The organism is Sphingomonas sp. S1-29, from assembly GCF_026167545.1.
Classification (GTDB): Bacteria; Pseudomonadota; Alphaproteobacteria; order Sphingomonadales; family Sphingomonadaceae; genus Sphingomonas.
Map to the genome: position 1 here is coordinate 1,068,948 of NZ_CP110678.1, position 13,698 is coordinate 1,082,645.

At 58.9% G+C, this 13,698-nt stretch carries 9 protein-coding genes and 1 pseudogene; 2 read left to right on the forward strand and 8 right to left on the reverse strand.

Annotation, left to right across the window (positions count from 1 at the left end):
* Nucleotides 1–21: 21 nt before the first annotated feature.
* The 4 genes and pseudogenes from OKW76_RS05000 to OKW76_RS05015 all read right to left on the reverse strand — a co-directional run bounded on the left by OKW76_RS05000 (nt 22) and on the right by OKW76_RS05015 (nt 5,897).
* A pseudogene (locus tag OKW76_RS05000) lies at nt 22–626 on the reverse strand (transposase).
* 174 nt (nt 627–800) lie between these two features.
* Complete coding sequence (locus OKW76_RS05005) at nt 801–4,088, reverse strand: TonB-dependent receptor (protein ID WP_265551683.1); 3,288 nt, start codon at nt 4,086–4,088, stop codon at nt 801–803.
* Nucleotides 4,085–4,836 (reverse strand): IS5 family transposase gene (locus OKW76_RS05010; RefSeq protein ID WP_265551684.1). Its coding sequence is split into 2 segments (ribosomal slippage): nt 4,085–4,524 and nt 4,524–4,836, totalling 753 coding nucleotides; the frame shifts between segments, so codons are not numbered across the junction. Before OKW76_RS05010 ends, OKW76_RS05005 begins: the two co-directional genes overlap by 4 nt.
* A 335-nt stretch (nt 4,837–5,171) precedes the next feature.
* The gene (locus OKW76_RS05015) at nt 5,172–5,897 is read right to left on the reverse strand and encodes a FadR/GntR family transcriptional regulator (protein WP_265551686.1); all 726 of its coding nucleotides are present in this window, start codon (nt 5,895–5,897) and stop codon (nt 5,172–5,174) included.
* A 207-nt stretch (nt 5,898–6,104) separates the two neighbouring features.
* Between OKW76_RS05015 and uxuA the strand changes: the two genes are divergently transcribed.
* Nucleotides 6,105–7,286: a mannonate dehydratase gene (gene uxuA, locus OKW76_RS05020; protein ID WP_265551687.1), complete on the forward strand. Its 1,182-nt coding sequence runs from the start codon at nt 6,105–6,107 to the stop codon at nt 7,284–7,286.
* A 676-nt stretch (nt 7,287–7,962) separates the two neighbouring features.
* Entirely contained in the window at nt 7,963–8,271 is a 309-nt protein-coding gene (locus OKW76_RS05025) for a hypothetical protein (RefSeq protein ID WP_265551688.1), read from the forward strand.
* 286 nt (nt 8,272–8,557) lie between these two features.
* Here OKW76_RS05025 and OKW76_RS05030 read toward each other — a convergent pair whose 3' ends face one another.
* From OKW76_RS05030 to OKW76_RS05045, 4 genes are all read right to left on the reverse strand, one after another.
* Nucleotides 8,558–9,487: a hypothetical protein gene (locus tag OKW76_RS05030; RefSeq protein WP_265551689.1), complete on the reverse strand. Its 930-nt coding sequence runs from the start codon at nt 9,485–9,487 to the stop codon at nt 8,558–8,560.
* The gene (locus OKW76_RS05035) at nt 9,484–11,994 is read right to left on the reverse strand and encodes a hypothetical protein (protein ID WP_265551691.1); all 2,511 of its coding nucleotides are present in this window, start codon (nt 11,992–11,994) and stop codon (nt 9,484–9,486) included. Before OKW76_RS05035 ends, OKW76_RS05030 begins: the two co-directional genes overlap by 4 nt.
* A gap of 82 nt (nt 11,995–12,076) precedes the next feature.
* Nucleotides 12,077–12,835, reverse strand: coding sequence for a fimbria/pilus periplasmic chaperone (locus OKW76_RS05040; RefSeq protein ID WP_265551693.1), 759 nt, complete (start codon nt 12,833–12,835; stop codon nt 12,077–12,079).
* Between the two features lie 88 nt (nt 12,836–12,923).
* Nucleotides 12,924–13,451 (reverse strand): hypothetical protein, encoded by a 528-nt coding sequence (locus tag OKW76_RS05045; protein WP_265551695.1) that lies wholly within the window; start codon nt 13,449–13,451, stop codon nt 12,924–12,926.
* Between the last annotated feature and the right edge of the window lie 247 nt (nt 13,452–13,698).

The window sequence follows — 13,698 nt, forward strand, 5'->3', positions numbered from 1 at the left end:
GGGGATGAAGGTTGAGCGCCCCTAGGGTGAGGACTCATTGGTCATAGCCAGAAGAATACGGTGACAGCGAGAGCGACGGCGGAGCAGAAGCCGGTTGGGCAACGGTCGTAGCGGATAGCGACGCGGAGCCGTGATTTCCGGCCTTGGGATGCGGGGTTCGATGCCCTTGGCTTGCCGAGCGTCCCTGAACCAGTCGGCGTCATAGCCAGGATCGCCGAGCAGCCATTGCGCCTTCGGCCGATCGTCCAGCAGCGCGGCTGCACCGATGTAGTCGCTGACCTGTCCGGCGGTCATCAAGAAGCTGAGCGGGCGCCCCTTCGCATCGCTGACGGCGGGCAGCTTGGGGTTCATGCCACTTATGGTGCGGACAAACAGGCGCCCGAAATCCCCTCCATCATGCGCAGGAACACGCCCCGCTCGCCCCACCACTTCCACCGGTTGAACCGCGTCTTGTGCGGTCCATAAGCGCTGGGCGCATCCCGCCACCGCATCCCACCATTGCGGTTGACGAAGACGATGCCGCTCAACACCCGTCGATCATGGACACGAGGTCTGCTGTGGCTTTTGGGAAAATACGGTTGCAGGCGAGCCATCTGCTCATCCGTCAGCCAGGACAGGTCGCTCATCCCAGGCCTCCTTGCGAAGCCCGAATCAGATCGCACGCCTCACATCAATGGGTCCTGGCCCTAGTCCGGCCAGCCAAATATGATGTGCCACTAGCGCGGTAAGGTGCCGCTTTATGCCAGCAAAATAAAAAAAGGGACGGCATTTAAGGATGCCGCCCCAGTTGGGGGAGAACGTCAAAAGTTCGAGCGAAGGCCAACTACGAAGTTACGACCAGCGAAGCTGCCGTTGTAGGGCCTGGCTTCCTGATTGCCGAACCGCGACAAGGATACCTGTTGCAGCAGATTCTGGGCCTGAACGGTAATGGCAGCCTTTGGATAGAATGGCAGCGGAAACGATAGCTGTGCGTCCAAATAGTCCGTCGCGATGTTGTAGTTGTCGGCACCCGGAACGTTATCGCACGGGCAAACAAAGGCAAGCGTTGCATCACGATGCACGTAGGACAGGCGCACCTGGAAGATCTTTGATTCATAATATCCGGTAAGATTGTAGGTCCAGGGGGCCAGCCCAGCAAGTAGAGCGTTAGGATTGAAACCAGCGGGTACGTTACCACTAAGCGACTGCTTGATATGAGTAACGTTGGCGTTGAACCCGAGGCCTTTGAACAGGAAGTCGAGCGGCTGCACCCACTGGAACTCTTGCCCGGCTAGGTTGATGACCAGATCAGAGTTGTCACGTTGCGACACCTGTATAGTCGCGACATCAGGGCCGCCAAGCGAATTAATCCCTTCCTGTTGGCGCGTCGTTAGGCGGTCGAAATTGATGTTAAGCGTATTGAACGGTTGCTGGGTACGAAGGACGAAGGGATAGTTGTAGATTCGCTTCCACCATGCGTTGAAAGTCAGCACCGTTCGCGAGCGCGGATACCATTCGATACCGACGTCGAAATTGTCCGCCGTGAACGGCTGAAGCTCCGGATTGCCAAGGTCGTAGTTTGTCGCATCGAGGTTCAGCGAGAAACCGGGCAACAAATCGGCCGGGCTGACCCCGGTAACCGTCTTGGCACCAGCACCGCGCAGCACGAGGTCAGGCCGCAGGAAGAGCGCGAAGTTCGCACTCGGCAAGAAATTATCATACTCGTTGGAGAATGCCCGGATCGTTGGACCGGTGCCGTCGTTCAAAATAAAGTCGTTGACCCGGCCGTTGGCACTTTGAAACGTACGTGCGTAACGCAGCCCTGCGTTGGCTCTAAGTTCCATGCCGAACAGCTCGTTTCGCCCGTCCAGCATAAAATAGGCCGCGTCGGTATCTTCCTTAAGATCCCTCCGCGCAAAGGAACCAAGATAGCTTTCCGCAGTTTCGCCGGGATTAATGCCATTACGGAAATAGTCTAGATCGACGGTCTGCGCAATCTTGTCAAAGTCCGGAACCAGCCACCCATTATCGAACCCGGCGTTGAACGGCGCGCCTTTGAACAATTCCATCGAAGGCAATTCGATCATGTAATTGGGCAGTTCAGAGTCGGGGATTGCCTCGACCAGCGAAGGTCGCTGTGACGCAAAGGTTGATCCACAGAAGCCCCGTGTGAAGCACCCGGCGATCTGGCCTCCCGCCCAAGCGCTAATCCGGCGATCAAACACATTTTTCATATACCCGACAGACCATTGGAAGCTGTCTACGTCGCCCCCGATAAGATCGAACCGGATCGATTTTTGCTCAAGGTCTTGCTGGGAAACGCCGTTTCGGCCTTCCTGCCAGAAGTAATCACGGTAGGTGGGCAGATCGAGATTGGTTTCGATCGACGGTGTCAGGTCGCCGGGATTATAGTTATAGTATCCGACTTGGCCGGTGTTGTTCGGCGTCAGATTTACGGCGGGCGTGCTTGCCGGCGCCGGCGTTCCTGCAGGGTGGAACGAAAGCGGGATCGTGGGTCGCGCGGACTGAATCGTGTACTGAAGCGACTCGTTAAGCAGGTTGGCGCTGTTCATCATGCCCGACACGTTGAATCGCAACGTAGGTGACACGTCCCATTCCATCGCCGCTGAGCGGTAAAACAGGTCGGAAGGCGTGTTGCCGCCGTCCGACTGGTTAAGGAAATAGGTATTCGCAAACGTGCCGGAGGTCAGCACGCGATCGTCGTTCAATTCGAAGTCGACTGGGATTTGATTGTTGTAGCTTCGCACCACCATCATCAATTGATGTTGTTTGAACTCGTTCTTGACGTCACTAAACAAGAAATCAGCCCGGAAGCGCAGAGATTCGATAGGCCGGTATTCCAGGTTCACGAGGCCGCCGGTACGCTGGCGCGTGCCGATGGTCTGTTCGGCTCGCATCAGGCGCGGGACAAGCGCAAAGCTCAAATCTTGGCAACTCAGACCCGAGGTGCCGCCCGGCGCCCCATCCAGACATTGAGTCAGTGGCGAGCCCTGTGCCCCAAGGCCGAGCGATGCGGGAACGTTTCCTGGAACTCGGGCCAGCGTGGCTCCCGCACCACGGCCATAGCCGCCAGTAGCAGGGTTGCCAGAATTACATCCACGCGCGATGCCCGCGGTGTTGTTGGGGCAGGCACCTACGGCCAATGTCGTCCACCCAATCGTGTCGAAGTTTTCGCTGCGATAATCGCGCTTCGCCCACGCCACGGCGCCAAGGATGCCGAACTCGCCGATGCCGGTGTCGAAGCGGTTGCTGACGATCAGTGCCGCGCGCGGCGTGGTGGTGCCGCTCGCATCCTGATACTGCGCCTGCGCCTGCAGGCTGATGTTAAACCCCTTGCGGTCAAACGCGCGCAGCGGCTGAAGGTCAATCACCCCCGCCGTGCCGCCCTCGACGGTGCTGGCGGTCGGCGATTTGCTTAAGGTCAAGCGGCGGAATAGTTCGTTGGGCAGCACGTCCAAGCCCGATCCGCGGCCTTCGTTGCCCGAATAGGCAGAGGTGGTCGTCGCGAAACCGTTGATTGTTGTGACGGTGAAGCCAGCGCTTAAACCGCGCACGTTGACAGTCGTCCCCTCGCCTGACCGGTCGCGATCAATGACGACGCCGGGCAAACGCTGCAACGATTCGGCGAGGTTAAGGTCGGGAAACTTGCCGACATCTTCGGCGTAGATGGAGTCGATGAAGTTGGTGGCGTTCTTTTTGGCGTTGGCCGAGTCTTCAAGAGACCGCCGATAGCCGGTGATAATGATGTCGCCTTCAGCACCAACCTGGTTCCCAGTGCCCGTACCGCCCGACTGCTGGGCACCAATGCCGCCGTCATCGACCGCGGTACCGCCGGCACCGGGTGACTGGCCAGTGGTGGCTTGAGTGGATGCGTCATCAGCCGATGTCGTGGAGCTACCGCCTTGCGTCACGCCGGTTTCGTCACGGCTAGTCGTTGTCGTTGGATCCGCCTGGATGCCGGTAGTAGTGCGAGGTGCTGGCGCTGGTGTCGGCCGGGCGGACTGCGGTGTCGCGGAAACCACCGGCATGGTCTGGGCAGCGGCGAACTGCGAGCTTGCCGCAACAATAATGCTAGGGTCGGGACTCATAACCACCAGGTGACGGCTGCCACGAGGTAGATTGCGCCGAGGAAGTTGGTGGCAAGTTTGTCGTAGCGGGTGGCGATGCGCCGATAATCCTTGAGGCGGCAGAACATGCGCTCGATAGCGTTCCTGCCTTTGTAGAGCGTGCGGGAGAAGCAGCTTTTCCAGCGCCGGTTCACCTTGGAGGGGATGTTGGGCACGGCACCCTGGCGCTCGATCAGGTCGCGGATCGCATTGCTGTCATACGCCTTGTCGGCCAGCACGATGGTGCGTGGCGCGAGATCGTTGAGCAGGACATCAGCAGCACGGCAGTCGGCGACGTTACCGCCGGTCAGCAGGAAGCGGAGCGGGCGGCCTTGACCGTCGGTGAGCGCGTGGAGCTTGCTGTTGCGACCGCCTCTGCTGATCCCGATTGCCTGGACGAGCGCCCCCCTTTTCCGCCGCCCGCCGAGCGGTGGGCCTTCATATGCGTGCTGTCGATCAGGACTTCGGCGGGCGGTCCACCCGCTGCCGCCAGCGTGACGAACATCTCTTGCCAGACGCCTTTCGCCGCCCACCGCACGAACCGGTTGTAGAGCGTCTTTCTCGGACCGTAGCAGGCCGGTGCATCGACCCAGCGCCCGCCCGATTTGACCACATGGATGATGCCGCTGATCACCCGTCGGTCATCTACCCGCGCAACACCGCGCACCTTGTCCGGCAACAATGGCCGAAGCCGCTCGAACTGCTCCTCGCTCAACCAGAACTCGCTCAAATCCACGCTCCTGCTGTTGCCGAGCCTGAATCACATTCGCGCCCCAAAGGGTATCCGATTTATGGGTCCCGACCCTAGTCGTCGCCATGAAGCGCGATACGCGACCGGCGGATTTATTTAGGCTTGCTCGCATTTTCCCTCTCCAGACAGCGCAATTTTGCGTCAGCATGTTCGCAGGAGATCGGCATTGTCTTGCGAATTAAGGGTAACGCTGGCTATTGTCTTCGCGTTACCAGGAAATTTGCCGACTTCCCTTTGATAGCGCAAACATGAAGGGCTGCTGCGAATTGGTCAAGCCAATTTTATCGCAGTTTTTTCGGACGTTGAGGGAATTATTACCGCTTGGCGGCAGCCTCGAGCCGCGCCCGTCCAATGAGTTGGAGCTCCGTCGCCACGAGCAGGTCATCGGTAACGCGTTGCAGATGGACATGCATTGCCTGACGCGCTCCAGCAGCGTCGTTCGCGCGGAGCGCCTCCACTATCGATTGGTGTTCATCGATTCGTGGGTGGACACCCTCATGTTGCGCTTGGGCGAACATGTGAACACTCAAAGGGGACTGCTCGCGAATGTCCCAGAGCGCTCCCACAAACGAATGAACAACCGTGTTCCCGGTGGCTTCCGCAATCAATAGATGGAATTTTCGGTCCAGGACCCGCGCCTCGTCAGAGGCTGGAGGAACGGACGTCATCTCCATCAACGTATCGTCCAATCGCGCGATCATGCTTTCGGTGATGGCGGTTGCGGCAAGGGCTGCCGCTTCCCCCTCAACAAGGACCCGAGCCTCAACCAGCTCGAATGCACCGACGTCCAGCTCGGCCGTCGCCATCTCAAGGGGATTCAAGAATGTCACGTAAATGCCGGAGCCATGTCGAGCTTCGACTAGTCCTCGCATCTCAAGCGCTATCATCGCTTCGCGGATCGTTGGACGGCTGACGCCGAATCTGTCTGCCAAATCGCGTTCTGCGGGAAGGCGAGATCCTGCAGGATGGACATTCTCTTTGATCTCAAGGGCGATCTGCTCGGAGATCTGCTGGTATAGTTTACGGCCAACGCTGTGCATGCGGGCTTCCTCTCACGAGCGTCCGCAGCGCGCAAGACGTCGACTGCGGCTCGCAACCCGGCATCCGTGCGGTCCTATGCAGACCGTTGCCCTGCCGAACCAAGACCTTTGAACCTGCTTCCCCTTCGGGTAGCGGCGTCGGGCGACCCGTGCACCGGGAAGATTACGGTTGAACCCGCCCCGGGTCTGGAAGAAAGGGCCAACGCCATGTTGATGCAGCAGACAATGCGCTGGTTCGGCCCGTCGGATCCTGTCGGGCTAGGGCACATCCGGCAAGCCGGTGCCTCCGGGATCGTCACCGCACTCCACGAGGTTCCCAACGGCGAGGTTTGGCCGTTGGCGGCAATCGCCGAACGTCGGAAGATAATCGAGGCGGCAGGCCTAGAATGGTCGGTGGTGGAGAGCCTGCCGGTCCACGAAGGTCTAAAGCAGCGCAGCGACGATTGGGGCCGACTGGTTGCCGCCTATTGCGAAAGCCTGCGCAACCTCGCCGCGGGCGGCATCACGGTGGTGACCTACAACTTCATGCCGCTGCTGGATTGGACGCGGACTGATCTTGCCTTTGAGCTGCCCGACGGCGCGCGCGCGCTCCGTTTTGATTGGATCGCGGTTGCCGCGTACGACATTCACATTCTCCGGCGCCCCGGCGCCGAGGCGGACTACGATGACGCTGTGCGCGTTGCGGCGCAGGAGTTGCATTCTGCAATGAATGAACGGGAACGGCGGCAGCTTGAGCGCAACATCATAGCCGGGCTGCCCGGCAGCGAGGCAAGCTTCAACTCGGTACAGTTCCTTGAGGCAATTAACGGCTACTGCGATATTGACGCCCACCAACTGCGGGCGAACCATCACGCCTTCCTTCGTGCGGTGTGCCCGATTGCCCAGGAGGTTGGTATCCGATTGGTCGTCCATCCCGACGATCCCCCTTTCCCCATCTTCGGCCTGCCGCGGGTGGTCAGTACCGGGGGGGACCTGGACCAGTTGTTCGCGGCTGTCCCAGAAGAGTCGAACGGCCTGTGCTTCTGCACGGGATCCTTCGGTGCGCGCGAGGACAACGATCTCCCCGGCATGGTTCGGCGCTTCGGGGATCGTATTGGCTTCCTCCACCTCCGTTCCGTCCAGAGGGAAGAGGGGCGCTCGTTCCATGAGGCGCCGCATCTCGACGGTTCGGCAGGCATGGCGGAGGTGGTTGCAGCCGTCCACGAGATCTCCATCCGGGAGGCACGCAGCATCCCGATGCGGCCGGACCACGGCCATCAGATGCTCGACGACCTCCAGCGCAAGTCGTCCCCCGGTTATTCGCTGCTCGGACGAATGCGAGGTCTTGCCGAACTGCGCGGGCTCGAGCGCGGCGTCGCATATCGAGCGGTCGGCTTGCGCAAGGTTTGATGTGATTCACTTGGTTCGGCAGGAACGATTACAATAGCAGGGTGGCCGCGGTTCATCTGGCTTTCCCGAAAACGAACGTTCGGTGAGATGGCAGCCACCGAATTGTTACCCTCCCTGCCATCGATGCGGGCATTTTCGCAGAATTTGTTAACAATTGCGCTTTGCCCCAAATATGCCGTTGAAGATGGAGTTGTGAGAATGTCGAGGTAGCGCTTGAACCTCCGGTTTCCGGACACAGACTGCTTTCGTTGGGTCTGCAAACCGCAGCTTTCCCCGAATCGTTTGCCGAAGCCTAGCAGTCGGCAAGCAGCACGAATTTAGTCATTGGGCATCCGCGCACGGCGGTTCCAATTTTGGCGGTCCATCGCCCCAATCCGACGCAAAACACCTCGGGCAGCTGATGGTACTTTCGATGGCATCCAGGGTCAGCGATGGTGTTTTGACGCGCGCGTGAGGGCTATGGGATCGCGCATTCTTGTGATTCTTACCGGGATCGGCCTTTGCAACGATTTTTCGATCGGACGGCAGGGGCTTGGCGGCGATGTGGCCCATACGGGCCGTGGCACGTTATCGCGTCGACGATCACCAAAAGGCACAGCGATAACGACTTACCCTTTAAGCGGACCGGCTACCGTCTACGTGCCCAAAGCGTTGAACGACGCGACTTCAGAAGCGGATGGGCAAGACACCCTCGAAGAATGCGCGGCTATCGTTTTCGGGTCTGTCATCGGACATACGGCAATCGGTTTCCATCGAAATGGATCATCTTGACCTGAGGTTCAGACCACAGAAAATTGGGGGCAGCGCGCTGTCGGCGCTGGTCCGGCGTGGCGTGGGGGTGCGGGCGCTGGTCCGCAGCGGCCCGCCGGCCGCGGCGCAGGATGCCGTGCGCGCGCGTGGCGGTGCACCGGTCCCGGCCGATTTTGCCGATCACGCTGCGCTCTCGGATGCGCTGGATGGTGAGAGTGCGTCGTCTCGGTCCTGAACGGGCCGCAGCCGGTCATTCTCGATCTCCAAGCCCCACTGCTCGATGCGGCGGTCGCGGCGGGCGTACCCCGTTTCATCCCGTCAACTTTTTGCTAGGCTTCACCAAGACCCGCCCCGGCGACAATCGCAACATGGACCTTCGGCGGCGCTTCATGGCGCGCGTCGATGCAGCGCCGATCCGCGCAACCTCGATCCTCAACGGTGCCTTCGCGGACCTGTTAACCGGCGAAGCGCCGATCGCACTGCCACGCATCCACCGAAATCCAAGGACCAAGTTACGCTTATCAGTCTGCCCGAAACGTCACAGTCACCATATCGGAATAGTAGCCGGCCCCAGCATGTTGCTGCGGGCCGACGACAAAGTCTAACGGCACCGACATTTCATTCTGACCGAACACAGACAGCGATTGCCATCCTGTGCCGGTCAGATCGACCGGGACTCCCGCCAGCGCGACGTCATATTTAATCGGGGGCGCTCCGGCAGAATGCTTGAGGACGCCGTTATTTGCCGATTCGAACCGTGCTGTCACGTTGGCGTTGCTGCGGATTGCAAAGGTGACAGTGTGGCGCGATCCTTGGGTGAGGTCCCCCAAGTCGACGGTTAAGTCTTTGACCCCTGGGCCGGCATCGGGGCTTTCCACTTTTAGCACTGACGCCACCGGAACCGCGATACCCACGCTCCCTTCGTCGGCCAGCTCTGGTCCATTGTCGTCCCTGAAGAGCCGAATGACCGCCTGTCCCTGATAGCTCCCCCCGCGTACGAATTGACCCGCAGGCACGGAAACATAGAGCGGGATTGAGATTGCGGACGCACCAGTCCTGAAAGCCCCGGCGATCCGGCTCAGCTGATTGCCCGCGAAATCGGGAGACAACACGGACGGCCCATTGGGGTCACGTAACAGATCAAATCGTAGCCGGTCCTGCGGTCCCGCCAGAAAATGCTCTCCGCCTGTCGATAACCATGATGCAGTTATGAAGTAGCGGCACCCAGCGCCTTCGTGCCGAATGGTGATCGGTACAACCTCGAACTCGTCGCCTTGGTCGAAAACTTCATAGCCACGGCCGTAGAGCCCTCGCCATTCCACGTCATTTTCCACCCGCATTTCCAGTCGACATTCTGCATCGTCGGGCAGGTCTTGAGCAACTGCCATTTCCGGCGAAAATGCTATGGTGCCGGCGGCGCACCAGAAGGCGGCAAAACGATCGAGGCTCACGGCTGATCTCCTTTGCGCGCAGGCATTTCCAAGTCGAGTGGAACGGGCTGTTCAATCCGATGAATGCCTACTGTTTCCGCAGGTACGCTAACAGTGGTGCGGGCGACGATATCACCCGCGGAAATCGTGATTTCATAAGAAGTACCTTCAGCAACGTTTTCAAGAAAGAAACGTCCGCTGCCGTTCGTGAAGATGAGCAACGGCTCGTCCTTCTCTCCCGCCCCGACTTTACGAGCCTGTCCCGACGCAAAACTCACCGGTTTGCCGACCTTATCCACCAGTGTTCCGATGAGGGAGGCGTTGTTATCGCTACCCACGAGGAGCTTGAAGCCACTGCGATATCCCGGGCGGACGACGAAGATCTGACCGCCAACAGAGGTCCCGGCAGGTGCAGACGGCGCATCCACCTGGATGGTACGATCAAAATAGGCTGGAAGATTGGGGATGACCGCAGCCCCTAGGGCACCACTGTACGCGGTGTAGCGGGTCGTAGTGGAGCCAAACCCCTGACGCGGCTCTACCGCGATTTGATAATCGGCCGCACCCGATACAAGATCGACCAAGGCAAAGCTGTTACTGATGGGGCGCCCGATCGCAAATGCTCCGTCTGCCATGACGATTGACGAACCGAATGACAGGCCAGTTCGAAGATCATTTTGTCCGCTTTGACCCGTGGAACGGGTCAAGTCTGCCGCGGCCTCGAAACGATTTCCGATATAGCTCATCCGCGCGAACTGCCTGTCAAAGTCGTCTCGATGCTCGGCACCCGCACTCACACCGATGGCCCCGACACCCAAGGCGGCCAATCGATTATATTCTACGCGGGAGGTATTATTCTGGGAAGTGTAGCTGGCATTGAGAGCTCCGCGACCCAACGGCACCGACAGAGATGCCCGGACGACCGGTCCTGTTTCCTCAGGACTTTTCTGATATTCGCCACCCATAGAAAACGACCCCCAAGGGAGTTGATACGAAATATTGGTGCCGACATAGTAACGACTTCCAAAACCCCTAACCTCTTCATATCCGCCATAACCTTGCAGTCGTGTTCGCTCGTTGATCATTTGCCCAGCGCGAAGCGATGCGGACGTTGTGATTAGGTTGCTTCCGAAAATCCCGTTTAGCGAACGATAATCCTCACCCGTCACGGTAAGCAGGGCATCGATCGCCCGACCTCTTTGGGCATCCGCATCCCGCCAGGCATATTGGAGGGCAACGCGACTGCTAGAAAGCCCGGGATTATTGGCATTCATCCCGATATTGAGAGCAATCGATCCAATGGGAGATGCCCAGATGCCCTCAGCGCCGACGAGATTGAAATAGCGATCACCTTCGATATTCGCACCGATCGTCAGCGTGTCGCTCAATCCATAGCGCACATAGCCAAGTAGGTTATAGTTGCCGCGATCATAGACCCTGCCCCGATCATCGTCTTGATAGGGAACGCCAAGGTTGAACGCGAAGTCGATCAAACCCGGGCTCAGCAGCTCGATGTCATAAAATGCGGGAAAGGAAATGATCTCCACTTCACCAGTGGCGTAGGTAATCCGCAGCTCGATATCGTTGGCAGCCGATGGAACAAGCGGAAAATCTCGCAAACTGAACCTGCCCGCTGGCAGGTCGAAGCTGCGGGTCGGAACGCCGTTGAGGACAATTTCCACCCTGGCGGGCCGATCGAGCTCAAAGCCCCGCTCAGAGACGGGCCTGATATTACGGTAGGGATCAATCGGGTACTCACGATAGGCCGAAATTCCAGCCATTCTAGGGGCTAGCTGGAAGGGCCGAGTACCCACGCTGAGGTCGCCCAACTCGTATCGGATCAAGCGGCTGACATCGTCATAGGTCAGACGGATATCCCCGCGAGACCAGCGGTTCCGGCGGCGCTCATCATACCGAAACCGCGCTTGGGCGGCCACACCAAACAGATTGGCGCCTAGATCGATATCAGCCGCCTTGCCGCTAACCCCCCGATCCCGCGTCGTCGTTTGGGCGATAACATCGACGCCTGCTCGGAATGAGGCATAGGCCGAAACGACAGCCTGATCGGCATAATCGATATCCTGACGACGCCGCGCGGTTCTCAGGATCAGTTCGCGGACATTTCGCAAGCTGGCCGGCACACGAATACGAAGCACCAATTGCCCCGGATCGAATGTCACTTCCAATCCCAGCGATCGCAAATCCTGAAACGCAACGATTGGCTTTTGCGAGACAGACCTAAGCTTCGCGGCCAATTCGGGCAGCGCTATGGGTAAGAGTGCGTTGCGGACCAAGCCAGCGTCAACACTGCCGTCGTCGCTTCTCCCTGGGGTTATCCGGTAATCACCGACGTTGATGTCATCGACGAGCACAGAGTATTCGCCCGCGGCCGGGGCTGGACGATCCGTGCCGAAAACCTGGCGAAACAATGCGTCCGTATCTTGGGTATCAGTAACCCGCGGCACCTCCTGATCCAATGGTTTTAAGGTATCGGCCGCGGCGGCCGGTGCAGTCACCTGGCGGCGCATTGCGTACGCGTGGGTGGCGCAGCTTATCAATAGACCCGCCGCTGCCATCGGTATCTGAAGGGATATGTGCACGCCATATCCCTTAAAGCGTCGTATACTTAGTTTTCAGCTGTCCCTGTAGTGCCCCCGTCTCAAGGCCATCTGGCGCGGGAATACGCACGACCCGTTCCACGCCAGGCAGGATGTTAAGCCCAGCCAGGGGTTTGACTTGATCGCCCGTCAAACTGAGGATTCGGCCCGTGGCCGTGGTCAGTTGTAACGATGGCTGGTCGAGAACGGCTCGGAGCGTGCCATCCGAACGGATTCGCAGCTCCAGAGAAGCCGCACCACCGGCTTCGGCAACTCTCGTGACTGACGTTAAAGAGGCTGATGGCGTCGCCCCCTTGGGAACCACATACAGCGCTGCCTCATAACGATATTTCATCGTCACATCGGCGACGCGGCCGTTTGACTCTGCGCGTTTGAATTTGATCGGGAGCTGGTTCGTCACGATTCGATAGGAAAGCTCGTGCTTTGGAGCTGGATCCCCGACCCACTGAACTTTAAAGCTTTGGCTGGTCTTGGGCTGAATCACCATTTGGGGCGGATATATGACGATATCGTCATCCTCTGGCGTAAGCACATCCTCCCCGTCAGCCAATTGCTTTCGCCCGTACGCGCGCACTTCGATAGCGATCGGCACTTCGTGCGAATTGGTGATCATCATGGCTTGGCTTGAACCAGGGCCAGAAGGCGCCAGCTGGAAGACGATTGGCTTAAGATCGTAAGCGCCCACATGGGCGGTTGTTGCGATCGCTGCTACTACAACAAATGATCGTGTGACTTTCATACGCGTCGACATGGCAGCCCCCTCTCATGTCTGGTCATAACTGAAGTGGGTCGGGAGGACGCGTTCCTCCCGACCCAAGACAACCTCTATGCGGGGGCGCTTAGAGGTTGGCTTTCAGCGTAATCGTCAGCTCGTCCTCGTACGTTCCCGCGACCGCATATTCAGCCAGGCTGTCGAACGAAAGATCGAGATTGCCGGTGCGAGTGCCGCCATTCAGCAGGATGTTGGTCCAGTCGTTGTTGGTGACAATAACGACGGGCGCCGCCTGCATCGATGCGGAATTGGTGCTGGTGGCACCAATGCCCAGACCCAGGAAGCTGGCTTCCACGTCATAATCGATGTTGACCGCGCCTGCGCTCTCTACATGCCGCATGCCGCCGTTCTGCGACTGCAGTGACACGGTATAGGGCGAGTTGCAGGAATAAAGGACGGTGAGCACGCCCTGATTGCCGGTCTCCAGCATATCGACGCTATAGGAGCCGCTGCCTTCGGGCACCAGCTCACAATTGCTGGCGACCGTCCCAGAAAGGGCAATCGCATAGCTTTCGGAATCTTGTGCCATTGCGGGGGTCGCCGCGAGCATAAGCGAGCTGGCTGCAACACTGGCGAGTTTTACGATGGTCTTCATGATCTGTCTCCTGTTGGCTCTTCCGTGACAGGACCCCCAAACACGCGCGCAGGCGACCAACCTTATTGCTGCTACATGCTGTCGTGTCCCGGCAGCCAATTTACCGAAATCATGGGGTAGCGGTGGCACGCGGTAGGGTGCTTTGGGCACCAATGAGTTGGTCAGAAAGTACCGATCGCAAAAGCAAGTTCGAATGCGGAGTGGCGTTTTGATATTGCGTTTCGCCGACTGCGCTTTTGCGCTCGAA